Origin of the sequence: Arthrobacter ginsengisoli (assembly GCF_031456935.1) — a bacterium.
Classification (GTDB): domain Bacteria; phylum Actinomycetota; class Actinomycetes; order Actinomycetales; family Micrococcaceae; genus Arthrobacter; species Arthrobacter ginsengisoli.
The window spans coordinates 187596-209469 of sequence record NZ_JAVDVQ010000004.1 but is presented as its reverse complement, the minus strand read 5'-3'; the positions used below and the strand labels follow the sequence as shown (position 1 = coordinate 209469).

Here is a 21874-nt window from a genome sequence, read left to right as displayed (position 1 = left end):
TTACTGCACCCGCACTCTCGGGTCGACCAGCGTGGTGGCGAAGTCGGCCAGGATCGCGCCGATCGCGAAGATCACAGAGCCGTAGGCGAGGGTCGCCGTCGCAGCATTGACGTCTTGCAGGGCGATCGCGTCAATGCTCCAGGAGCCGACGCCGTGCCAGGCGAAGATTTTCTCGGCGAAGAAGCCTCCGGCGAAAATGGCCGGGATGGTGAAAGCGATGCTTTGCGCCACGGGGATAAAGGACACCCGCAGGGCATGCCGGCTGATGGCCTGGTTCCGGGTCAGGCCCTTGGCCCGCGCCGTGCGGACAAAGTCGGCATTGACGTTGTCCAGGAGGTACTGGCGCTGGGCAATCTGATAGGTGCCCCAGCCCACGATCGTGATCGCGAAGGTCGGCACTGCGTAGTGCGCCAGCATGTCGACGAATTGCGCCCAGCCGCCGCCATCCAGTCCTGGCGTGGAAATGCCGGTGACAAAGAAGATGCGTTCGCCGACCGACTCGTTGATGTTGATGGCACCGAGCTGCACCAGGAAGTAGGCGATCGGCGCGGGCACGATGTAGACGAGGTAGCTGTACGAGGTGATGACCCGGTCCGAGGCCTTGTACTGCCGCGCTGCCGTATATACGCCCAGTGCCACGCCGATGATCAGGGTCAGGATGATGGAGGCCAGGAACAGCCGGGTCGAGATCCAGACCCGGTCGCCGAATTCGGCGTTGATGAACGCGCCGTTGGGGCTGCGTCCCCAGTCCCAGCGGGTGACGATCGCCGTGAGCCACTCCACGTAGCGCTCCCAGGGGCTGAGCTCCGGGTCGAGACCCTTGAGCCGGAAGGAGTTGGCCACCTGCTCCGGGGTGGGCCGCGGGATCCGCTCCTGCTCCAGCAGCGCGGGCTGCAGCGTGTTCACAGCCAGGAAGTACCCGGCGGTGGTGGTCAGGAAGATCATGAAGGCATAGGTGATGGCGCGCTTGGCGAGGTATCGGATCATGGGCGATTAGTTCCGGAAGGCCGTTGTCTGTGCAGTGCCTGCTGCCTTTGCCGGACCGGCTGTTTCTGCCTCGCCGTGCGCAGGATTCCTGACAAGATTCACTTCTGATCCTTCCGTAGCTCCTGTCCCGGCAGGGGATTACCGCTGCCGATCCGGGATCCAGGCCAGCGGGTAGCTGGCCGCCCGCGGGCCGTGCGGCGGGTCCTGGTGGACTATGTCGCGGGTCACATTCCAGAGGAAACTATCACATGGACACTGCTGTCCGATGCCGCACGTTCCGGCATTCCGCGAGTCAGGTATCAGATCGTTATGAATAATTCCGGGGAATTGAATTGGTCCGGTTCGGCCGGGCCCGATTGCACTAGGCCGCGCGCACGATGCGCGAGACGAGCTCACACCAGGACGCGGCGAGCCGCTCCGTGGCAACGCCGTGGACGCGGAGCGCGTGCAGGATCCGTTCCGGCTCCAGGACGGCGCTCAGCGACGTGGACATCAGCCAGGGGTCGGCCGTCACTCCCGCTTCCCGCAGCAGCATCTCCAGATGCCGGTGCCAGAGCACGGCCGCCGGTACATCGAACCGGTTGTAGGCCGACACGTCTGCGGCACGGGCAAGCTCGCCGAATTCCAGCACCCAGTCGATGCGTTCCGTACCGAACGCTACGAGCCTCTCCAGCGGCGGAGCGCCGGGGCCCAGCGGCGGCGGACCAAACATAAAGCGTCCCTGGAACTCGGCCTCGGCGTCGCTGAGCAGCGTCATCATGAGTCCTGCGCGGCTGCCGAAGCGGCGGAACACTGTCCCCTTGCCCACGCCGGCCCGGTTCGCCAGCGCGCCCATGGTCAGTCCGTCCGCACCACATTCCTCGATCAGCTCGCGGGCGGCGCGGAGCAGCAGTTCGCGGTTCCGGGCTGCGTCGCGGCGTTCAGGCTCCCTGCCCGGGCGGATTGGGATTAAGCTCACACGGCACATTCTAGCCACCCGGAAATAGAAACGGACCGCAGTCCGTTTGGATCAGTGAAGGCCAGCAAAGCCTCCATGATCAGCCAGCCGCGGGTCACCCGCGGCGCGACACCCAGGAGTACCCATGTCCAAGAACACCGTCCTCGCCCTGGTCGGCAGCCTCCGCGCCGACTCCACCAACCAGAAGCTCGCCGAAGCCATCGCGCTGAACGCTCCCGAGCACGTTGACGTCCTCATCCACGAAACCCTCGGCAACATCCCGTTCTACAACGAGGACATCGACGTCGAGGGCCAGGTCCCCGCCGCTGCAGCCGCCCTGCGCGCCGCTGCCAACGACGCCGACACCCTCCTGCTGGTCACCCCAGAGCACAACGGCACCGTCCCGGCCTCGCTGAAGAACGCCATCGACTGGCTGTCCCGCCCCTACGGCGCCGGCGCCCTGACCGGCAAGCCGACCGCCGTCGTCGGCACCGCCTTCGGCCAGTTCGGCGGAGTCTGGGCCCAGGACGAGGCCCGCAAGGCCGTCGGCATCGCCGGCGCCACGGTCCTCGAGGACGTCAAGCTCGCCGTCCCCGGCTCCATGGTCCGCTTCGCCGAGGTCCACCCGAAGGACGACGCCGAGGTTGTCGAGCAGATCAAGGGTGTTTTCGTCGCACTGGAAGAATCCCGCACGGTCGCCGCGGCCTAATCCCCCGGCACACCGCCCGCGCCGCGATTTCCGCGCCGCTTTCAGACAGCCGCTACGTGGATCCACGTAGCGGCTGTCTGTTTCCGCAGCGGATTCGCCGTACCCGCGAGCTCCGACCCAGACCCACCTGATGACCCGCCGCCCGGTGGCCCGGATCCGGAGCACCGCGCCCGCCCCGATGTCCACTGCCGGCCCCGCGCGCATCGCGATTTCCGCGCCGCTTTCGGACAGCCGCTACGCGGATCCACGTAGCGGCTGTCCGTTTCCGTAGCGGATTCCCGGCGCACTCCGCGGTACGCCCTTCGCATCCAGGAACGCCGCGAACCTCTCCAGGCTGGCAAGCTCCGACCAGGTCCACCGGATGACCCGCCGCCCGGTCGCCCCGATCCTGAACCGCGTACGACGCCCCCGCACGCCCGCACCGCGCTTTCCGCGCCCGTCCGCGTTTCCCGCGCCGACTTCAGACAGCCGCTACGCGGATCCACGGGGCGGCCGTCCGTTACCGCAGCGGATTCCCGGCGCCGCGGTACGCCCTTCACATCGAGGAAAGCCGCGAACCGTTCCAGGCTGGCGCGCTCCGACCACGTCCAACGGATGACCCCGCGCACACCAGCGGCCCGGGCGCGTCCTGCGTCCGGCGCGCTTCGCCGTACCTGGAAACAAACGTTTTCTATTCGGCAACACAGGTTGTATTCTGGGAGATGTGACCCACGAAACACTTGATGCAGCCGCAGAAATACTCCCGGCTGAGGCAATTGACGCAATCGAACGAGCGGCCACGTCCGCCCACCGCCACGAGGAACTGTTCTCGGAGCGCGCAGCAAATATCAAGCAATCGGCGGTCCGCGATGTCTTCGACATTTCGATGCGGCCCGGCCTCGTCTCCCTGGCGGGCGGAAGCCCCTACCTCCAGTCGCTGCCGCTGGAACGGCTCGGCCAGACCGCCGCGAAGATTATCGCCGAACAAGGCATGACCGCCCTGCAGTACGGCGGCGGGCAGGGCACGGAGGAACTCCGGACCCAGATCTGCGAAGTGATGGCCGCCGAGGGAATCCTGGACGCCAAGCCGGAAAATGTCGTAGTCACCGCCGGCTCACAGTCAGCGCAGGACGTTGCGGCCAAGGTCTTCTGCAACCCAGGCGACGTGGTGCTCGTCGAAGACCCCACCTACGTGGGCGCCCTGAACACCTTCGAGGCCTACCAGGTCGAGGTCGCCACCGTGCCAATGGACGCCGACGGCATCATCCCGGACCGTCTGGAAACCAGAATTGCCGCGCTGCAGGCAGCAGGCAAGAACGTCAAGTTCCTGTACACGATCCCGAGCTTCAACAACCCCTCCGGCATTACGCTTTCCACGGAGCGGCGGCAGCAGGTCGTAGACATATGCCGCAAGGCGAATGTTTTGGTCCTAGAGGACAACCCCTACGGGCTGCTCCGCTTCGACGGCAAGCCACTCACCCCGCTGCGCGCCGCCAACCCGAACGACGTGATCTACCTGGGGTCCTTCTCGAAGATTTTTGCGCCCGGCCTGCGGATCGGCTGGGCCCTTGTACCGGCACATCTTCAGCGCCGTTATTACCTGGCCTCGGAGTCAGTCACACTGTGTCCGCCGACCCTCAACCAGATGCTTGTCTCGGCGTACCTCCGCGACTACGACTGGCGTGGGCAGATCGAAACGTACCGGGGGCTGTACAAGGAGCGCTGCGATGCGATGTTGGCCGCCCTCGACGAGTTCATGCCGCCAGGCCTGAACTGGACCCGTCCGGAGGGTGGTTTCTTCGTCTGGGTCACCTTGCCCGAGGGCGTGGACACGTACCCGTTGCTGAAAAAGGCGATCGACGCCGGGGTGGTCTTCATTCCGGGCGCGGCATTCACACATTCGGACGACCCGTCCAACAAGATCCGGCTGGCCTTCAGCGCCGTTCCTCCTAAGTCCATCCGCGAAGGTGTCCGCCGGCTGGCGCCGGTCCTGCGCGAAGCCATTGCAGCGCTGTAGCCTGAGTCATCGGTACCTGGCCACAGCCGTTCGTTGACCTCAAGGAGCAATACATGACCGGAATTATTGTTGTCGGCGTTGATGGCAGCGAGACTGCCCTCAGGGCCGCACAGACTGCCCGCGACCTGGCCGCCTCGCTTGGGGCCACGCTTCATGTGGTCAGCGCGTTCGACAGTGACAGGACCGAGGTCTTCGGCAGCGGCAGCGACAAATGGATTGTCTCCGATGCGGGGGACGCCGAGAAGGTTGCCCGGAGCGTCGCAGACAGCCTCCGCACGCCCGCACTGAAGGTTACCTATGCCGCCGCCCGCGGCAAGCCGGCCGAGGCACTGATCGACGAGGCGGCCCGATCCGGCGCCCAGTTGATCGTGGTCGGGAACCGGCGGATGCAGGGGCTGGGTCGTGTGCTTGGCAGTATTGCCAACTCCGTGGCCCACAATGCCCCCTGCGACGTCTACATCGCGAAGACCGACGCCTCGGAGTAGGCGAGACCTCGGGGGCGCCCCGGAACCGGGAACGCCAGCCCGAGGACTGACTGCGGAACGATAGTGCCGGCATGCCCGGTGTTGGTAAAGCCCAGGCGAAGGTGCCAGACGCCGAGCAGCAGCGCCTGGAGCACCAGCGCCCACCCTGTCCCGACAGCGAGGACCAGCCGCGTCTGCAGCGCCCCTGAAAAGGAACTCTCCTCAACGAAGCCGTTCTGGATAAAGTTTGGGTGTCGGCCAGCAGCAGGACCGGGAGCGCTGCGCACGTAACGGGATTGACGACAAAGGTCCCCGGTCCCGCACCGAAGCACTTCTCCCCGAGCAGCCGGAGCCAGTCAGCCAGCGACGTCCACCCCGGGAGGCCCGAGCCTTGCGGCGGAACATCGTGGAAAGCAAGGTTGTTCCGCCCGGTCAGGACGGCGAACGCCAGGCCGATTCCGAGCTGAAGCCAGACGCGGCGGCGTTTCCCTCTGGTACTGGCCCCTTCGGTGCGGCACGCGGTTGCCTTTCAGCGGAGGAACTGCCGCAGCGTGATGCCGATTTCCCGGGAGTGTGTCCAGTAAAGGTAGTGATCGTCCGCGAGCACGACGATCTGGGAACGATCCAGTAACTCCAGCTGCCGCGCATGGGCGGGATACCACTCCGCGTTGGCGTTGACCAGCTGTTGGGACAGGAACGCCAGCACGGGAAGATCCGCCGGATAGGCCAGGGCGGACACCGCCGCGAAGTTCTCCGCCATCCTGTTGTTCTCATCGATGATTGCCGGGTTGGCGTAGTTCCAGACGGTCATCGACCGGATCTTCCCGATCGTCGCCTCCGGATAAACCCCGGCCGGGGCGGCCGGTGCCGTGATTGCAGGATTCAGTGCGGTCATCCAACGCACCCAGCCGCTGACCGACAGGAGGCGTTCCCACGAGCTTCTCCGGGGTGCCACTGCAAAGTCCTCAGGAACTGTCGCATCGATCGTGACGAGGGCCGAAACCTCACCGGGGAAGCGACTGATGTAGTCCAGGCTGTAGATTCCCGCGAGCGAGTGGGCCACCAGCACGTAGGAACCCTGAACCTTCAGCCCGGCCAGGGTGTCGTGGAGCTCGGTCGAGATGTTCTCGACCGTGCGGTCGGTGACATCCAGGTCGCTGTAGCCATAGCCGAACCGCTCGATGACCACGACAGTGAAGTCGTCGTCCAGATCATCGATAAGGGGTTTGAAGTCCAGCACCGGCGAGGCCCCACCGTAGCCGCTGCGCAACACCAGAGTCCGGTCCGAGTCCCCGGTCACCATGACGTTGACCTCGCCGCCGCCAAGGCCGACTTTCTCGCCGTAGGGCAGAATGTTCGCCATCTCCACCGCCCCCATGGCCGTGTTGATCCCGGCGGAGGCCGCAACCAGCACGACGATGGCGAGGCCAACGGCACCTAGGACACGCGGCACCTTGCGCATCCCGCCGGTAACGTTCTTCGGAGCAGGGGAAGTCTTCAAGGACTGGGTCCACTTTCACTAGAACGCGCGGGTCCGGACGTCGGCTGGTCCCAACGTACCTAGAGCCCCGCGTCGGTGCTGTGACGTACGCCATGATCGCCGCAGGAGGTCGGGCCCAGGCGGGCCGCCCGCTTACCCAGGTGCAGGGCCCGTCGGTCTCAGGCTTACCCGGCTGCCGCCCCTGCCCTCCGAAGCAGCCGGCACAGGATCTTGCAGTACCAGCAGCCGGTCCTCCGGGGTGACCTAGAGCACCCAGCAGGACAGCCTCGCGTTCGCCACGAGGTCCGACCGCGCCGGGCCGCGTCGCCTCCTCCCAGTGGGCAGCCTCACGCGGATTTGGGGCCGCCGCAACCGGTGGCCGGCACTAAAATTGATAGTGCCCCCAACGGCGTGGACATCCAAGTTTTCTTACTTTTCAGGGGATGAAAATGCCGACTCTTCATCGTCGCCAGCTCGTTGGCCACGACATTCTCCTGGCCCGTCACGGCAACCACATCAGCTCCATGCGCGTGGACCGCCACTCCGGCCGGGTCGTCGCCTTCCTGGACGACGGTTCCACGGACAGCGCCCCCAACGTCATTTCGCCCGGGCTGCGCATGCCCGAAACGATGCGGAGCGTCCTCCGCGATGACTGGCGGTTCCTGGCCGTAGTGACCGCATGCGCCACGGCGTTCGCCGGCGTGATGTTCGCCGCCGTCGTCGCCGTCGCCGCGATCAGCGGCGATCCGGAGCTGACCGCGCTGTTGACAAGTTACACGGGAAGCTAGCCCTAGCGTCGTTCGTGTTCCCGCCCAGTTGCTGTCGGCCTGAATGCTGTTTGGCCACCGCACACCCCGGAAATCCCGGGGCGCGGCGCGGTTCGGGCCTAAGCAACTGGGCGGGAGCGCCGCTTCGGGGAGTCCGACTGGCTTGCGGCTAGAACGGCGCAGGGCTGTGAAGAGGCCTGAAGGAACCGGAGCCCGCGAACCAGCCCGCTCCGGCGGCCGTGACGGGGTGGTTCCTCCGGGCGTCCTCGACACCGCGTCCGATCGTATGGAACAGGCCGCCGAGAGACAGGATCGGTTCGCGCTTGGTGACTTCCATCCCGATGACCTCGCCGACGACGATGATGTGATCGCCGCCGCCGTAGATGTTCCACGGGCGGCATCCTAGAGTGGCGTTGCGGGTCAGCACCGGGACGTTGTCGTCCCGGGTCCACTCTGGCTCCTCCTCGCGGGCGTTGCCGGCAAAGAACAGGGCCACCGGCAGCGGTTCGAGCGAAAGAATATTGATCGCGAAGGGGCCCTTCGATGTAGCGGGCGGCGCGCGAGCTACGGGCCAGGGTCACCTGGGCAAGGGGCTGGTCCAGCGATACCGCGGTGAAGTCGCTGACCGCGGCTCCGTGCATCGCGGCGGGAGCGGGGTGATGTGCGCGTCGGGCCCGGGGAAATACCTATTTTCGAGCTATTGGGACGTTTTGCATACCAATCGAATCGCCCTGGATGGAGCGTCAGGGCGTCGGCGGTCCTTTCCCGACGGCTCAGTCCAGCAGCAGGGCCGGCTCTTCCAGGATCGCCGCGACGTCGGCCATGAACCGCGCCGAGAGGTCACCGTCCACCACGCGGTGGTCGAATGAGCCGCCCAAGGTTGTGATCCAGCGCGGGATAACCTCGCCGTCGAGGACCCAGGGCTTCTGCTTGATCGTGCCGAAGGCAACGATAGCCACCTCGCCAGGGTTGATGATCGGCGTGCCGGTATCGATCCCGAGAGCGCCGATGTTCGTGATGGTCAGCGTGCCGCCCTGCATCTGGGCGGGCTGGGTTTTGCCGGCCCGGGCGGTGGTGGCGAGGTTGTTCAGGGCCAGCGCCAGCTCCTTGAGCGAGAGGTCTTGGGCGTTTTTGATGTTCGGGACCATCAGGCCGCGGGGCGTGGCGGCGGCGATTCCGAGGTTCATAAAGTGCTTGACATGGATCTCAGCGGAGTCGCTTCCGTCAGGATTGTCCACCCAGGTCGCATTGACGCTGGGGTTGCGTGCCGCAGCCCAAATGACGGCCTTGGCCAGGATCAGCAGCGGGGAGACCTTGATACCTTCGAAATCGCGCGAGGCCTTGAGTCGTTTGACGAACTCCATCGTACGGCTGGCGTCGACGTCGACGAAGATGCTGACGTGCGGGGCAGCGAAGGCCGATTCGACCATGGCCCTGGCGGTGGCTCGGCGGACGCCCTTGACCGGAATCCGCTCGATCCGCTGCTCCTGCGGACGGCCGGTCTTGCCCCAAAACGTGTCGGCCTGGTCCACCTCGGCGTCGCGCTGCGCCTGGTAACTCACGAGGTCCTCGCGGGTTACTTCACCGCGGGCGCCGGTGGGGACAACATCGGCCAAATCGATGCCAAGATCCCGCGCAATTTTGCGCACCGGCGGCTTGGCCAGGACCCTGCTGACCAGACCGCTGATGGCGCCACCGAGCGTTGGCCGCTGGTCGATGTTGTCGGCCGGGGCCGGATGCTCCGCGTGGGCGACGGCCTCCGGACTGATCCAGATGTCGTGCGCCTCTACCGGCCCGGCGGCCGGAACCGCCGGCTTGGCGGCCGGGGCGGCCACGCGCCGGCGGCGCTTGACGGCGTCGGCCTTGGGACCGGAGCCCACCAGCGGACCGCCGGCCGGACGCCCTGCCGATTCGGCGGCGTCGGACATGTCTGCCTCCAGCTTCCCGTACAGCGGAGCATCGGGGGCCGGCGCGGCAGCCGCGTCGGACGGCGCCGCATCGCTCACGCTGATGATCGCGGTCCCGACGTCGACTGTCAGGCCCTCGGGGACAAGCAGTTCCGTGACGGTGCCCGCGAACGGAGAGGGCAGTTCGACGAGGGATTTTGCCGTCTCGATTTCGCACAGGACATCGTTGATGGCCACCGTGTCGCCGGGTTTGACCTTCCAGGCGACGATCTCGGCCTCGGTGAGTCCTTCGCCCACATCGGGGAGGTTGAACTTGTGGAGAGTCATGTTGTCCTTGTTGGGGAAAGGCGCCTCAGCTGGAAGCGGTCAGTAGGAAAGGGCACGGTCCAGGGCCTCGAGGATGCGGTCGATGTCCGGGAGGTAGTCTTCCTCCACCTTGGCCACCGGATAGGGCATGTGGAAGCCGCCAACGCGGATGACGGGCGCCTCGAGCGAGTGGAAGGCACGCTCACTGATCCGGGCAGCAATTTCGCCGCCGATTCCGCCGAACGTCGGGGCCTCGTGGGCCACGATCAGCCGGCCCGTCTTCCTCACGGAGTCTGTGACGGTGTCGAAATCGATCGGCGAGATGGAACGCAGGTCGATGACCTCGACACTGTGGCCGTCCTCCGCGGCGGCGTTGGCCGCGGCCAGGGCCACCGGCACTAACGGTCCGTAGACCACCACGGTGGCGTCCGTTCCGGCGCGCAGCACGTGTGCCTTGAACGGATCCGCGGACGTTCCGGGAGACTGCGTGTCGACCTCTCCCCTGAGCCAGTAGCGGCGCTTGGGTTCGAACACGATCACCGGATCCTGGCATTCGACAGCCTGCTGGATCATCCAGTACGCGTCGTGCGGGTTGGACGGCGTGATGATGCGCAGGCCGGCCGTGTGGGCGAACAGTGCTTCCGGGGACTCGGAGTGGTGCTCGATCGAGCCGATGCCGCCGCCATAGGGAATCCGGATGACGACCGGCACGGTCAGATTGCCGTTGCTGCGCGAGTGCATTTTGGCCAGCTGCGTGGTGATCTGGTTGAACCCGGGAAACACGAAACCGTCGAACTGGATTTCGCAGACGGGCAGGTAGCCGCGCAGGGACAGCCCGATCGCGGTGCCGATGATGCCGGATTCAGCAAGCGGCGTATCCACCACGCGGTCTGCGCCGAACTCGGCGAAGAGACCGTCGGTGACGCGGTACACGCCGCCCAGGGGTCCGATGTCCTCGCCCATAAGAAGGGCCCTGGGGTGGTTGTTTAGCGTTGCGCGGAGGCCTTCATTAATGGCCTTGGCAATGGTCATGGTGGTCATCAGTGGGATGCATCCTCCGTCTTGGCCGGGTCTGCGGGTCCTGCCGAGGCAGTCGTTGCCTGATCGACGGACGCCTCTGCGGCGAATCCTGCACTGTACTCCTCGAACCAGGCCAGCTCCTCGGTCACCAGCGGGTGGGCCTCCACGTAGGTGTTGGCGAAGGCAGTCCGGATGTCCGGGGTTTCGAGATCGTAGGTGGTCTTGCGGACATAGGCGGCCAGTTCGTCGCCGTCCGCCGCGACCTGCTCGAAGAACGCGTCGTCGGCCAGTCCCGCGGCGCGGAGGTATTTCTCCAGGCGCTCCAGCGGGTCCTTGGCCCGCCACCGGCCTTCCTCGGCGGATTCCCGGTATTTCGTGGGATCGTCGGCCGTGGTGTGCGCGCCGACGCGGTAGGTGAAGGCTTCGATCAGCACCGGACCGTCGCCCTGTCTGGCCCGTTCCAGTGCCCACTCGGTGACGGCATGGACGGCGATCACGTCGTTTCCGTCCACCCGGATGCCGGGGAATCCGTACCCCTTGGCCCGGTTGGCCAGCGGGATGCGGGTCTGCACGGAGCTGGGAACAGAGATTGCCCAGTGATTGTTCTGGCAAAAGAACACCACGGGGGCCTTGTAAGAAGCGGCGAAAACCATCGACTCGTGCACGTCGCCTTCGGAGCTGGCGCCGTCGCCGAAGTAGACCATAACGGCAGCCTTGGGTTCCACGGGGTGGCCGGCTGATCCGTCCGCCACCGCAGCCGACGCCGCGAATTTCTGGTCGCGCTGGATGCCCATCGCGTAGCCCACGGCATGCGGGGTCTGAGCCGCGAGAACCAAGGTGTACAGGTGGAAGTTGGTGTCCTTGGGGTTCCAGCCGCCGTTGGACACGCCGCGGAACTGGCGCAGCAGCTCGGCGAGATCCACATTGCGGGTCAGGGCGACGCCGTGCTCGCGGTAGGTGGGAAAGATGTAGTCCTGCGGCTGGCTGGCCCGGCCGGAGCCGATCTGGGCGGCCTCCTGACCGGTGAGCGGCACCCACAGCGCGAGCTGGCCCTGCCGCTGGAGAGCGGTTGCCTCCACGTCGAAGCGGCGGATCCTGGCCATGTCGGCGAAGAACCCGCGCAGTTTCTCCGGGTCTATCCGCTCGGCGTATTCCGTGAAAACCGGGTCGGAGCCCAGGGTGCCGTCCGGAGCGAGGAGCTGCACCATCGGCTCGGCAGGATCGCCCAGGCGCGCTTCGGCCTCTGCCTCGAGCCGGTCCTCAATGTCAGTTCCGTCGAACTCGGTAGCGGGCAGATGTGTGGCGCCCATACCGTCTCCTTGCTTGCCGCATCCGAATGCGCCGCAATCGCTGGGATATATGCCGGATCGGTAATACATTCCCGATTCGGCATATATTTTGGCTTACTCGTCCTTACTTTATCCGCAGTAGACTCGCCGCGGCCGTCATGTTAAGCGCTAGGAACGCCGCGGCGGTTTTGTATAGATCGCACAGAGTTCCAGGAAGCGGGTGTTTGCCTCCGCCTCACCGATGCTGACCCGCACACCCTCATTGGCGAAGGCGCGTACGGAGAGGGCCCGCTCGCCCGCCAGGGCGGCGAATTCCGCACTGTCGGCACCCAGATTGAGCCACACGAAGTTGCCCTGGGCCGCCGGCACGAACCAGCCGAGATCACGGAGTCCGGTGGTGACCCGGTCCCGTTCATCGACGATGCTTTGTACCCTTTCTACAACCTCACCAAAGTGCTCCAGCGAAGTCACGGCCGCGGATTCGGCGATCTGGGAGACCGCGAAGGGCGTGGCAGCGACGCGCAGGTGCTGCGTGAGGTCGGGTTGGGACACGCTGTAGCCAACCCGCAGCCCGGCCAGGCCGTGGGCCTTCGAGAAGGTCCGCAGGACAACAACGTTCGGGTACTTCCGGTACATTTCGATGCCGTCGACGGCCCGCTCGTCGCGGACGAACTCCTGGTAGGCCTCGTCGATGACCACCACGACGTCGGCGGGAACCTGCTTGATGAACCGCTCAGTTTCCTCGGCAGTGAGGATCGGGCCGGTGGGGTTGTTCGGAGTGCACAGCAGAATCATCCGGGTCCGCGCCGTGACTGCTTCTGCCATGGCGTCGAGATCGTGGCGGCCGTCGCCGGTCAACGGGATCCGAACACTCTCGGCCCCGGCCAGGCCGACGGAGATCGGGTATGCCTCGAAGGAGCGCCAGGCGTAGATGACCTCGTCGGGCTTGCCGTCGTCGTTCTGCCCGGCGAAGGTGGCCAGCAGCTGGTTCAGGGCCCCGAGGCTTCCGGCGCCGGTAACGATATCCTCGGCGGGAACGTCGAGGAATCCGGCGAGTGCAGCGCGGAGCCTGCTGCTCAGCGGATCCGGGTAGCGGTTGAAGTCGGTCTGCGCCGCGATGGCCTGCTGCACGGCAGGGATCGGGGGGAGCGGGTTTTCGTTGGAGGAAAGTTTGTAGCTGACCAGGCCCTCGACGGGGACGGGCGGTTTGCCGGCCGCGTAGCTGGGAAGGAGGCCTACCACCGGGCGGGGCCTGACGCCCCCGGCCGTGTTCTCTGTTGAAGTCATGCCAACCAGCCTACTTCGGGTCGCTGCCACAACAGGGGGATATGGTCCCTGCCGCTGCCGCCGGGCTTATGACAGCATGAGCCCATGCGCTCATTCATCGTTCGAGTCATCGTTAACGCGCTGGCCCTGGCTATCGCGTGTTGGATCCTCACCGGCCTTGATATTTCCACCACGGGCAACGGCACCGTTGGCATCGTCATGGGCTACCTGTTCATCGGCCTGATCTTCGGCCTCGTCAACGCCTTCGTCAAGCCGATCGTCAGCCTCCTGTCACTGCCGATCACTATCCTCACCCTGGGCCTTTTCACGGTTGTCATCAACGCGGGAATGCTTTACCTGACGTCCTGGGTCAGCAGCTACACCACCGTGCATTTCACCATCGACTCGTTTTTCTGGACGGCGGTGTTCGCCGCCCTCATTATCAGCGCGGTGTCCCTCGTGGCCAGCTTCCTTCCCGCGCTCCAGCGTTAGGAACAGCGCCTGTGGCGCTTCCCCGCCCGGACCGCGGCCCCGGCGCCGCGGGCAGTTCCCGCCGCGGCGGCATCGCGTCACGCCGCAGGGAGAAGCGAGTGACCGTGGCGGTGCCGCCCGCGCCGACCACGGCAGCGAGCGCAGCGGTCGAAGCTTGGAGAGACGGATCCGGGCTGCCCGCCACGATCCGGGCGCTCTCGGCGTAGCGGCTCATGTCGTGGCCCGGCCCCATGCCGGACCCCAGCCATTCGTGTGCGGGGACAGGGCTGGTCGAGGTGACGGTGACCCGGTTTTTCGTGTCCGGGTTGGGCAGCCCGTCCGCCCCAGGCACCCAGTCCTGCTCATGTTCCAAGTGCAGGCTAACGGTGCCGGCCACCGGCTCGATCCCGCCCACCGGCGAACCGGCCGTCAGCACGAACTTCAGGTCGTAGTCGGCGAGGAACGCCTTGTCCTGGCTGAGGTTCATGGCATGGATACCACCTTGGCTGTAGCCGACGGCGGCCACCTGGTCGCCCGCCCTGGCCCCGGCCTGCGCCAGCGCCGTCCGGATGGCCGCGGCGGTCTCAGCCGAGCCGTAGCCCAGGCCCTCCGCGATACCGCCGGCGTCGAAGGGGTTGGTGCCGGCGGGTAGTCCATCCAGCTGGGTGCCCGGGATGACCACCACCCAGGCGCGGCTTCCGCTCTCGCCCAACTCGAGGACCTCGATGTCCCCGCTGTTCCGGCCGACAGCCTGGGCCCGCAGCAGCAATCCTGCCGGTGACACGTCAACCTCTTCGGTCCGAGTTTCCCGGCCAGCGATCCGGACGGGTCTGGGACGCAGGAACTCCACGCCCGGCCCGGCCGTCAACCCGCGGACGGCGAAGCGGACACCGGCCGCGCTGCCGGTCATCTGCGTTGCCGCGGCCAGGCTGGCCGGAAGGCCCAGTAATAGCGCCAGCCGCGCGGGCGCCTGGGCGATCTCGTCCTCCACCGTATCGCGCACCGTGATTGCAGGCAGGCCGAACAGTCCCCACAGCGGCCCGTACGCCGGGCCGGCCCGGCCGATCCGCAGGAGCAGGGTGTTCCCGGCTTCGGCGGATTCGTACTCCTGATGGCTCGCCCGGACCTCGCTACAGAGACTCTCGAGCTCCATCCGGACGCTGCCGAGGGTCCGGGCGCCCTCCCCGACGGCGATGATCGCCTGGCTGCCACTGGAGTACGAGTCGAACTGGAACGTGAACAGGGCGCGCCGCACGCCGTCGGCCTCCGCCTCCACGGCTGCCAACTCGCGGGCCATCCCGTCCAGCGCCGACACTCCGGCCAGCAACTCCTCGAACTGGAAGCTGAGTCCGCCGACTCCGCCGCGGATCCGGAGCCCCTCCATGGGAGCGGCGGGGACGGGCGCTCCCCCGGCACCGGCCGGCGAGGCCTCTGCCATCAGTAACCGGGCCGTCCAGGCGATACGGCCACGTTCTGGGCATGACGGAGCACCGCGGCCACAGCCTCCTGCAGGGCCGTCCGGCTGCGGGCCAGAGCTGCGGCTTGCAGCGAGACAGACGTCCGGTAGGCCCGGCCGGCCGGGGACTGCCAGCCCTGCAGTTCCACCCGGACGAGCTGGGCCAGCACGGCGTCGGCGTGGTCCACGCAGGCGGCCACGCGTGCGGCAAGCTGCTGGACCTCGTAGCTGCGGGAGGCGCAGGCGGCGGCATCGGAGGCCAACACGGCGCCCGCGGGCGCGCCGGCGCCGGCGCTGTTGCTGTTGCTGTTGCTGTTGCTGCCGATGGTGCTGATGCGGCTGGTCCCGGAGCTCATAACACCGACGCTAGGGGCCCCGGCGGGCTGACTGAAGCCTTCCGTGCAGCCATGTGGACAACGACCGGCCGGACAGGCCGGAGACCCGGACGCGCACGCGGCCGGAAGTCATATCGATCGGCGTGCTTAAGGCCCGGCGGCACTTCATGAAAGAATCGGCACATGCCTGAAACTGCCGCCACAGCCGAAACCCGCACGCCGTCCGGACGCCTGGCCCTCGCCGCGTCCGACCACCAGATCGCGCTCGGTCCGCTGGACGGCCGTTACCAGTCCGCCGTCGCGCCGCTGGTCGACTATCTTTCCGAGGCCGCCCTCAACCGCGACCGCGTCGCCGTCGAGGTTGAATGGCTCATCCACCTGACCGGCAACAATGTGATGCCCGGCGCCGGTGCGCTGAGCCCGGAGCAGCAGGACAAGCTGCGCGGCATCGTCACCGAATTCGACGCCGCCTCCGTACGCGAACTGGCGGACATCGAAGCCGTCACGGTCCACGACGTCAAAGCAGTCGAGTACTACATCGGCCGCCGCCTGCCCGGCATCGGCATCGAACACCTGACCGCCATGGTGCACTTCGGCTGCACGTCCGAGGACATCAACAACCTCTCCTACGCCCTGGGCATCAAGGGCGCCGTGGAGGATGTCTGGCTGCCCGCCGCCCGAAAGCTCGTCGCACAGATCAGCGCCATGGCGCAGGACAACCGCGCCGTGCCGATGCTTTCCCGCACGCACGGCCAGCCGGCCACCCCGACCACGCTCGGGAAGGAACTGGCCGTCATCGCGCACCGCCTGACCCGCCAACTGGACCGGATCGCCCGGACCGAGTACCTCGGCAAGATCAACGGCGCCACCGGCACCTACGCGGCGCATGTGGCATCCGTCCCCGGCGCAGACTGGGAGCACGTCGCGAAGAGCTTCGTCGAAGGCCTGGGCCTGAGCTGGAACCCGCTGACCACCCAGATCGAAAGCCATGACTGGCAGGCGGAGCTGTACGCCGACCTCGCGCGGTTCAACCGGATCCTGCACAACGTCTGCACGGACATCTGGAGCTACATTTCCATCGGCTACTTCGTGCAGATCCCGGTCGCCGGCGCCACCGGCTCCTCCACCATGCCGCACAAGGTCAACCCGATCCGCTTCGAGAACGCGGAGGCCAACCTGGAGATCTCCTCCGGGCTGCTGGATGTGCTGGGCTCCACCCTGGTCACGTCCCGCTGGCAGCGCGATCTGACCGACTCCTCGTCGCAGCGCAACATCGGCGTGGCCTTCGGCCACTCACTGCTCGCCATCTCCAACGTGGCCAAGGGACTGGACCGCCTGAAGGTCGCGGAGGACGTGCTCGCCGCGGACCTCGACACGAACTGGGAAGTCCTCGGCGAAGCCATCCAGATGGTTATGCGCGCCGAGGCCATCGCCGGCGTCGAAGGCATGGAGAACCCGTACGAGCGGCTCAAGGACCTGACCCGCGGGCAGCGCGTCGACGCCGCCCGGATGCAGGAGTTTGTCCAGAGCCTGGGCCTGTCCGCGGACGCCGAGGCCCGGCTGCTGGCGCTTACCCCCGGCAAGTACACCGGAATCGCGGACAAGCTGGTGGACCACCTCGCATGAGGCTCCTGCTCATCCGCCACGGCCAGACGCCCGGAAACGTCCTGGGCCAGCTGGACACCGCGCACCCGGGCCCGGGCCTGACCGAGCTCGGGGAGCGGCAGGCTGCGGCCCTGGCACGGTCGCTGGCCAATGAGCAGGTCGACCTTCTCTACGCGTCGACGCTGATCCGCACCCAGATCACGGCCACGCCGCTCGCGTCCCTGCGCGGCCTGAAGATCGAGGTGCTGGCGGGGCTGCGGGAAATCGAAGCCGGTTCGCTGGAGAAGCTCACCGACCACGAATCGCACCTGCGCTACCTCGGAACGGTGTTCGGCTGGGCGGCCGGGGAACTGCACCGCAGGATGCCGGCCGGACCCAGCGGGCACGACTTCTTCGAACGCTATGACGCCTCGATCGCGCGGATCGCCGCTGACGCAACAGCTGGCGGCGCCGGGACGGTCGCCGTGGTCAGCCACGGCGCCGCGATCCGCGTCTGGGCGGGCCTGAGGGCCAGCAATGTGGAGGCGGGATTCGCCGCCCGCCACGTCCTCGCCAACACCGGGATCGTGGCGCTGGAGGGCGATCCCGACGCGGGCTGGCGGCTGATCCACTGGGACGACAGCCCCGTGGGTGGCCTCGCCCTAGCGGATCCGACGGCGGAGGATCCCACCGGCCGTACGGCGTAGCGCAACGCTTACCAGCAGGAAACACAGACGAAACGGCGCGTGCCTAGCCTTAGACTGCATAACCCTTCGGCGAATCGAGGCAGTCATGCAGACCAACCCGCGGCTCAACATCCGTCAGGTCATCTGGGCCAACCCGGTGGGCGCTGACCTCCGCGCAGCCCAGCAGGCCGAACTCGATGCCCGCTTCGGCACGAGCGACCACGAACCCGGGCCGCCGCCGTCGGAGGCTGACACCGCTGTGTTCCTGGTCGCCCACGACAAGGCGTCCGGGCAGCCCGTGGGCTGTGGCGGCCTGCGGATCGTCGACTCGTGCACTGCCGAGATCAAAAGGCTCTATGTGCTCCCCTACACCCGCGGCTCCGGGGTGGCCAGCTCGATCCTCGCTGCCCTGGAAGCGCATGCCCATTCCCTCGGCATCACCTCCATCACCGCGGAAGCCGGTTCGGTGCAGACTGACGGCCGGCAGTTCTACGAGAACTCCGGCTTTGTCCCGGTGCCGAACTTCGGACCGTACATCGGGCTGGAGCACTCCTACTGCTACGCGAAGGCCATCGACTCGCACAGCGCAGCACACACTGCCATGGCCTGAGCGGGCCCAGCGTTCGACGCCATCAGCCAGCACCCGGTCTGCCCCCGCGCCTGCCGGCCAGCCGCAGCAGCCCGTCGCGCAGCGGCTGGGCATTTTCCGCGAGCGCCAGCCGTGCCATGGCGGATGACGCTACACGCAATGCCTGGCTGCGGAGCAGTCTCCGCCTGTTGTACGCCCGCAGGGCCTCCGGGAGCGGGCGGGTGTTGAGCAGATCGGCGAGCGTGACGGCATCGATTAGCGCCTCGCAGGCGCCCCGCCCCAGATTGGGGGTCATGCCGTGCGCCGCGTCCCCCACCAGCACGGCACCGTCCCGCTGGTAGCTGCCCGGATAGGGCACCGTCCAGACCCGCTGCGCCAGGGTCCCCCGCGGCGTCGCGGCTGCAAGGACGTGGTCGACGTCGGCAGCCCGGCCGGAAAAACGGGCGCGGGTGAGGTCCAAGGCCTCTTCGACATTGATGCCGCCAGGCCCCAGCCCCGAGCGGTATGAGGCGTACCAGTATGTTCGGCCGCGGGCCGCGGGCGTAATGCCAAACAACTGCCCGCGGCCCCAGTATTCGCCGCCGCCGCCGGACGGAACCGGCTCTTCGATGATGCCGCGCAGCGCAAGGTAAGGGCTGAGCCTGGCCCTGGCGCGTTCGCCCCAGACGCTCCGACGAACAATGCTGTGCACCCCGTCGGCGCCGACCACGAGGTCCGAACGCGGCAGTGCTGCCACGGTGCCGTAGGCCCTGGCCACCGGGGCTGGCACCGCTGCGTCCAGCAGCCGGAGCAGGGCGGCACGGGAGACCCCGATGACGCCTGGTGCCCCGGCGTTGAGCAGCACGTTTCCGGATCCGTCCCGGAGCACCATGCCTCCGAACCCTGAGCCGGCCGTCCGGACCGCCGGGAGAATGCCCACCGCGTCGAGGGCCCGCTGGGCTTCCGGCCACATGGCAAGGGACGTCTCCACCGGCGGCGGCTCCTCGCGCCGCTCGTGGACGGTCACCTGAAAGCGGCGGGGGTCCAGGCGTGCGGCCAGCGCCAGCCCCGCGATGCCGCCGCCGACGACCGATAGAACGTCCATGACCAGAGTCTATGGCCGGAGCCAGGGCCCGCGGGGTCCGTCACACTGCCGGCGCCGCGCCGCCGTCGGCTAACCTCGCATTATGGAACCGGCAGACATCACCTTCCGTACCCGCAAGTGGGTGCGGCCCGAAGACCTCAACGCGAACGGCACGCTGTTTGGCGGAAGCCTGTTGAAATGGATCGACGAGGAAGCCGCGATCTACGCCATCCTGCAGCTCGGCAACGGCCGGGCCGTCACCAAGTACATTTCCGAAATCAACTTCGTGAGCTCGGCTGTCCAGGGTGACCTGATTGAGATGGGACTGACCGCCACCCGCTTCGGCCGGACGTCGCTCACCATGCGCGCCGAGGTCCGGAACATGATCACCCGGCATAGCATTCTCACGATCGAGGAAATCGTTTTTGTGAACCTCGATCCGCATGGCAAGCCCACACCCCACGGGTACACCGGGATTACCTACGACCGGGACCGGATCCCGACGCACCACCTGACGGAGACGCTCGCCGAGGACTAGGATCCCGCCGGTTCGACCAAGGTCTAAACGGTGCCCGGCGGCCCCCTCTTTCGGGACGGCGCCGCGGCAATCACGGCCGGGGCCGACGGCGGGCAGGGCCCGACGCCGGCCATCGCGGAAGCGCGCTACGATCCCTCGCCTGTACCCTGACGGGGGCCGCGGACGCCGGAGGGTCGGCCACTCCACCGGGTGCCTGAGCTGGTCGCGGGGCCATCTCCCGGGCTGCCTGGTCAGACCCAGAAATCGTCTGCCTTGGCCGTGTCCTCGAAGAACTCCCGGCCTTCCGTGATCTTTCCGTCGCGGACCACAAAGGTGATGACGGTGGCCATGTCCAGGGTTTTGCCGTTGTTTGTTCCTTGGGTTTGCTGGATCGCGACCGTGTGGTTTTCCCCGCCGACGATGTCCTGGACAGCGGCCTGGAAGTTGCCCTGGGTGCGGGCTCCCAGTTCGCCGAAGTACGCCAGGATGGCGTCGCGGCCCTGTTTCGTCCCTGACAGCACGCCGCTGCCGGCCACGTGCCAGACGGCATCCTCCGCGAACAACTCGCTGAGGGTCGCCAGATCCCCTGCGTTGAAGGCTTCGTACCCCCGCCGGACCAATTCAGCATTCTCTGCGGTTCCCATGATCGGATACCTCTCCATCATCATTGTCGGGTCATGCCGGGACGGTTCAAGGCTAGTCTTGGCGCCGGGGCGTGTCGATGGAAATATGCACCTTCCGGAGTGGCCGCGGACGACTACTTAGTGCGTGCCCGGCCAGCCGGTGTAGGCCTCGGCCAGATAGGCCCGGCCGTGGCGGGATGACACCACGGAGTTGAGCTCGCCGAGCTGGCGGGCACGGGCGAACTCGTCGCCGCCGGCCGGGGTGTGCAGCATGGAGGTCATCCAGTAGGAGAACTGCTGTGCCTTCCAGACCCGTTCCAGGGCACGGTCGCTGTAGGCATCCAGGAGCACGGTGTTTCCGGTTTTGTAGTAGCTGTCGAAGCCCTCAAACAGCACCTTGACGTCGTGCAGGGCCAGGTTCAGTCCCTTGGCCCCGGTCGGCGGGACGGTGTGGGCGGCATCGCCGGCGAGGAACAGCTTGCCGTGCCGCATCGGGGCGTGCACGAAGCTGCGGAATTTCAGGACCGTCTTGTCGATGACCGGGCCCTCCTTGAGTTCGAAGCCGTTGCCGTTGACGCGGCTGCGGAACGCGTCCCAGATCCGGTCTTCGCTCCAGTTGTTGACGTCTTCGTCCGGGTCGCACTGGAAGTACATTCGCTGGACGGTTTCGGTCCGCTGGCTGATCAGGGCGAATCCGTTCTCGGAGTTGGCGTAGATCAGCTCGTCGGAGCTGCGCGGCGCCTCGGCCAGGATCCCGAACCAGGCGAACGGGTACTCGTGGAAGTACCACTTGCGCTGGGCCTCGGGGATCTGGAAACGGCTGTGGCTGCGGGAGCCGTCGGCGCCGGCGATGAAGTCCGCCTGCAGCTCCCATTCCACTCCCTCGGCATCGGTGAACCAGACCTTCGGCTTGCCCTCGAGGTCATGGATGGTGGTGTCGGTGACGCTGTAGCGGACGTCGCCGCCGTCGGCCTGGCGCCGTGCGGCGAGGTCGAGGAAAACGTCGGTCTGGGGGTAGAGCCAGACCGACTCGCCGACGAGGTCCTGGAAGTCGATCCGGTGGCTCTCGCCGTTGAAGCGCAGTTCGATACCGTCGTGCCGGTCGCCGTCGCGCAGGACCCGGTCGGAGACGCCGCTGTCGACGAGCAGGTTTACGGAGCCATGTTCCAGGATGCCCGCCCGGACGGTTTCCGAGATTTCCTGGTGGCTGCGGATCTCGATCACAGTGGATTCGATTCCCTGCCTGGCCAGCAGGTGGGAGAGCATCAGCCCTGCCGGGCCGGCGCCCATGATCGCGACCTGGGTGGTGATGACTTGGCGTTGTGCCATGCTGTCCTCGCTTCGTTGCGGGGCCCGGACTGCTGGGCGTCCGGGGCCGAGTGGTTTCTCTGGCTACAGTCTGCGCCCGGACACGTGACAGGC

The 21874-nt window shown here is 67.0% G+C and carries 23 protein-coding genes; 9 read left to right on the top strand and 14 right to left on the bottom strand.

Annotated elements, in window-relative coordinates; all coding sequences use genetic code 11:
* Together J2X01_RS06840 and J2X01_RS06835 are read right to left on the bottom strand one after the other, a co-directional pair.
* On the bottom strand, window positions 1–987 hold the full coding sequence (locus J2X01_RS06840; RefSeq protein WP_310052176.1) for an ABC transporter permease: 987 nt from the start codon (window positions 985–987) through the stop codon (window positions 1–3).
* A 361-nt stretch (window positions 988–1348) separates the two neighbouring features.
* The gene (locus J2X01_RS06835; RefSeq protein WP_310052173.1) at window positions 1349–1945 is read right to left on the bottom strand and encodes a TetR/AcrR family transcriptional regulator; all 597 of its coding nucleotides are present in this window, start codon (window positions 1943–1945) and stop codon (window positions 1349–1351) included.
* 124 nt (window positions 1946–2069) lie between these two features.
* On the opposite strand from J2X01_RS06835, the gene J2X01_RS06830 reads away from it, so the two are divergent.
* The 3 genes from J2X01_RS06830 (at window position 2070) to J2X01_RS06820 (ending at window position 5114) form a co-directional block, all read left to right on the top strand.
* Complete coding sequence (locus J2X01_RS06830; protein WP_310052171.1) at window positions 2070–2633, top strand: NAD(P)H-dependent oxidoreductase; 564 nt, start codon at window positions 2070–2072, stop codon at window positions 2631–2633.
* A 703-nt stretch (window positions 2634–3336) separates the two neighbouring features.
* A complete protein-coding gene (locus J2X01_RS06825) occupies window positions 3337–4629 on the top strand; it encodes an aminotransferase-like domain-containing protein (protein WP_310052169.1) in 1293 nt (430 codons plus the stop codon).
* Between the two features lie 53 nt (window positions 4630–4682).
* Entirely contained in the window at window positions 4683–5114 is a 432-nt protein-coding gene (locus J2X01_RS06820) for a universal stress protein (RefSeq protein ID WP_310052166.1), read from the top strand.
* Here J2X01_RS06820 and J2X01_RS06815 read toward each other — a convergent pair.
* Complete coding sequence (locus tag J2X01_RS06815) at window positions 5084–5380, bottom strand: CPBP family intramembrane glutamic endopeptidase (RefSeq protein ID WP_310052163.1); 297 nt, start codon at window positions 5378–5380, stop codon at window positions 5084–5086. The two genes, J2X01_RS06820 and J2X01_RS06815, sit on opposite strands and share 31 nt — an antisense overlap.
* Window positions 5381–5622: 242 nt before the next feature.
* On the bottom strand, window positions 5623–6594 hold the full coding sequence (locus J2X01_RS06810) for an alpha/beta fold hydrolase (protein WP_310052160.1): 972 nt from the start codon (window positions 6592–6594) through the stop codon (window positions 5623–5625).
* Window positions 6595–7022: 428 nt separating this feature from the next.
* Here J2X01_RS06810 and J2X01_RS06805 point away from each other — a divergent pair, with 428 nt between their 5' ends.
* The gene (locus J2X01_RS06805; protein ID WP_310052156.1) at window positions 7023–7361 is read left to right on the top strand and encodes a hypothetical protein; all 339 of its coding nucleotides are present in this window, start codon (window positions 7023–7025) and stop codon (window positions 7359–7361) included.
* 148 nt (window positions 7362–7509) lie between these two features.
* Here the strand turns inward: J2X01_RS06805 and J2X01_RS06800 are convergent, their stop codons facing one another.
* The 5 genes from J2X01_RS06800 to J2X01_RS06780 form a co-directional block, all read right to left on the bottom strand.
* Window positions 7510–7836, bottom strand: coding sequence for a flavin reductase family protein (locus tag J2X01_RS06800; protein WP_310052154.1), 327 nt, complete (start codon window positions 7834–7836; stop codon window positions 7510–7512).
* Between the two features lie 277 nt (window positions 7837–8113).
* Window positions 8114–9574, bottom strand: coding sequence for a dihydrolipoamide acetyltransferase family protein (locus J2X01_RS06795; protein WP_310052151.1), 1461 nt, complete (start codon window positions 9572–9574; stop codon window positions 8114–8116).
* A 39-nt stretch (window positions 9575–9613) separates the two neighbouring features.
* Window positions 9614–10594: an alpha-ketoacid dehydrogenase subunit beta gene (locus tag J2X01_RS06790; RefSeq protein WP_310052150.1), complete on the bottom strand. Its 981-nt coding sequence runs from the start codon at window positions 10592–10594 to the stop codon at window positions 9614–9616.
* Entirely contained in the window at window positions 10594–11883 is a 1290-nt protein-coding gene (gene pdhA, locus J2X01_RS06785; protein WP_310052149.1) for a pyruvate dehydrogenase (acetyl-transferring) E1 component subunit alpha, read from the bottom strand. Before pdhA ends, J2X01_RS06790 begins: the two co-directional genes overlap by 1 nt.
* A gap of 147 nt (window positions 11884–12030) precedes the next feature.
* Window positions 12031–13149, bottom strand: coding sequence for a histidinol-phosphate transaminase (locus J2X01_RS06780; protein WP_310052147.1), 1119 nt, complete (start codon window positions 13147–13149; stop codon window positions 12031–12033).
* 84 nt (window positions 13150–13233) lie between these two features.
* Between J2X01_RS06780 and J2X01_RS06775 the strand changes: the two genes are divergently transcribed.
* Window positions 13234–13620 (top strand): phage holin family protein, encoded by a 387-nt coding sequence (locus tag J2X01_RS06775; protein WP_310052145.1) that lies wholly within the window; start codon window positions 13234–13236, stop codon window positions 13618–13620.
* On the opposite strand, the gene J2X01_RS06770 is transcribed toward J2X01_RS06775, so the two are convergent.
* Window positions 13571–15037 (bottom strand): alpha/beta hydrolase family protein, encoded by a 1467-nt coding sequence (locus tag J2X01_RS06770; protein ID WP_310052143.1) that lies wholly within the window; start codon window positions 15035–15037, stop codon window positions 13571–13573. The two genes, J2X01_RS06775 and J2X01_RS06770, sit on opposite strands and share 50 nt — an antisense overlap.
* Window positions 15037–15411, bottom strand: a complete 375-nt coding sequence (locus J2X01_RS06765; protein ID WP_310052141.1) for a hypothetical protein — start codon at window positions 15409–15411, stop codon at window positions 15037–15039. Before J2X01_RS06765 ends, J2X01_RS06770 begins: the two co-directional genes overlap by 1 nt.
* Before the next feature lie 162 nt (window positions 15412–15573).
* Between J2X01_RS06765 and purB the strand changes: the two genes are divergently transcribed.
* From purB to J2X01_RS06750, 3 genes are all read left to right on the top strand, one after another.
* Window positions 15574–17016, top strand: a complete 1443-nt coding sequence (gene purB, locus J2X01_RS06760; protein ID WP_310052138.1) for an adenylosuccinate lyase — start codon at window positions 15574–15576, stop codon at window positions 17014–17016.
* Window positions 17013–17681, top strand: coding sequence for a histidine phosphatase family protein (locus tag J2X01_RS06755; RefSeq protein WP_310052136.1), 669 nt, complete (start codon window positions 17013–17015; stop codon window positions 17679–17681). Before purB ends, J2X01_RS06755 begins: the two co-directional genes overlap by 4 nt.
* Window positions 17682–17766: 85 nt before the next feature.
* Window positions 17767–18270 carry a GNAT family N-acetyltransferase gene (locus J2X01_RS06750; RefSeq protein WP_310052133.1) on the top strand — a complete coding sequence of 168 codons (504 nt, stop codon included), beginning with the start codon at window positions 17767–17769 and terminating at the stop codon, window positions 18268–18270.
* A gap of 22 nt (window positions 18271–18292) precedes the next feature.
* On the opposite strand, the gene J2X01_RS06745 is transcribed toward J2X01_RS06750, so the two are convergent.
* Window positions 18293–19333 (bottom strand): FAD-dependent monooxygenase, encoded by a 1041-nt coding sequence (locus tag J2X01_RS06745; protein WP_310052130.1) that lies wholly within the window; start codon window positions 19331–19333, stop codon window positions 18293–18295.
* An 82-nt stretch (window positions 19334–19415) separates the two neighbouring features.
* Between J2X01_RS06745 and J2X01_RS06740 the strand changes: the two genes are divergently transcribed.
* Entirely contained in the window at window positions 19416–19850 is a 435-nt protein-coding gene (locus J2X01_RS06740) for an acyl-CoA thioesterase (RefSeq protein ID WP_310052127.1), read from the top strand.
* A 230-nt stretch (window positions 19851–20080) separates the two neighbouring features.
* On the opposite strand, the gene J2X01_RS06735 is transcribed toward J2X01_RS06740, so the two are convergent.
* Together J2X01_RS06735 and J2X01_RS06730 are read right to left on the bottom strand one after the other, a co-directional pair.
* Complete coding sequence (locus J2X01_RS06735; RefSeq protein WP_310052125.1) at window positions 20081–20473, bottom strand: nuclear transport factor 2 family protein; 393 nt, start codon at window positions 20471–20473, stop codon at window positions 20081–20083.
* 117 nt (window positions 20474–20590) lie between these two features.
* On the bottom strand, window positions 20591–21781 hold the full coding sequence (locus tag J2X01_RS06730) for a 4-hydroxybenzoate 3-monooxygenase (RefSeq protein WP_310052123.1): 1191 nt from the start codon (window positions 21779–21781) through the stop codon (window positions 20591–20593).
* Window positions 21782–21874 lie beyond the last annotated feature (93 nt).

Bases quoted from the DNA above. Each gene is read 5' to 3' on its own strand.
- J2X01_RS06840 (WP_310052176.1), bottom strand. From the start codon at position 987: ATGATCCGATACCTCGCCAAGCGCGCCATCACCTATGCCTTCATGATC.
- J2X01_RS06830 (WP_310052171.1), top strand. From the start codon at position 2,070: ATGTCCAAGAACACCGTCCTCGCCCTGGTCGGCAGCCTCCGCGCCGAC.
- J2X01_RS06820 (WP_310052166.1), top strand. From the start codon at position 4,683: ATGACCGGAATTATTGTTGTCGGCGTTGATGGCAGCGAGACTGCCCTC.
- J2X01_RS06805 (WP_310052156.1), top strand. From the start codon at position 7,023: ATGCCGACTCTTCATCGTCGCCAGCTCGTTGGCCACGACATTCTCCTG.
- J2X01_RS06795 (WP_310052151.1), bottom strand. From the start codon at position 9,574: ATGACTCTCCACAAGTTCAACCTCCCCGATGTGGGCGAAGGACTCACC.
- J2X01_RS06790 (WP_310052150.1), bottom strand. From the start codon at position 10,594: ATGACCACCATGACCATTGCCAAGGCCATTAATGAAGGCCTCCGCGCA.
- pdhA (WP_310052149.1), bottom strand. From the start codon at position 11,883: ATGGGCGCCACACATCTGCCCGCTACCGAGTTCGACGGAACTGACATT.
- J2X01_RS06780 (WP_310052147.1), bottom strand. From the start codon at position 13,149: ATGACTTCAACAGAGAACACGGCCGGGGGCGTCAGGCCCCGCCCGGTG.
- J2X01_RS06775 (WP_310052145.1), top strand. From the start codon at position 13,234: ATGCGCTCATTCATCGTTCGAGTCATCGTTAACGCGCTGGCCCTGGCT.
- J2X01_RS06770 (WP_310052143.1), bottom strand. From the start codon at position 15,037: ATGGCAGAGGCCTCGCCGGCCGGTGCCGGGGGAGCGCCCGTCCCCGCC.
- J2X01_RS06765 (WP_310052141.1), bottom strand. From the start codon at position 15,411: ATGAGCTCCGGGACCAGCCGCATCAGCACCATCGGCAGCAACAGCAAC.
- purB (WP_310052138.1), top strand. From the start codon at position 15,574: ATGCCTGAAACTGCCGCCACAGCCGAAACCCGCACGCCGTCCGGACGC.
- J2X01_RS06755 (WP_310052136.1), top strand. From the start codon at position 17,013: ATGAGGCTCCTGCTCATCCGCCACGGCCAGACGCCCGGAAACGTCCTG.
- J2X01_RS06750 (WP_310052133.1), top strand. From the start codon at position 17,767: ATGCAGACCAACCCGCGGCTCAACATCCGTCAGGTCATCTGGGCCAAC.
- J2X01_RS06745 (WP_310052130.1), bottom strand. From the start codon at position 19,333: ATGGACGTTCTATCGGTCGTCGGCGGCGGCATCGCGGGGCTGGCGCTG.
- J2X01_RS06740 (WP_310052127.1), top strand. From the start codon at position 19,416: ATGGAACCGGCAGACATCACCTTCCGTACCCGCAAGTGGGTGCGGCCC.
- J2X01_RS06735 (WP_310052125.1), bottom strand. From the start codon at position 20,473: ATGGGAACCGCAGAGAATGCTGAATTGGTCCGGCGGGGGTACGAAGCC.
- J2X01_RS06730 (WP_310052123.1), bottom strand. From the start codon at position 21,781: ATGGCACAACGCCAAGTCATCACCACCCAGGTCGCGATCATGGGCGCC.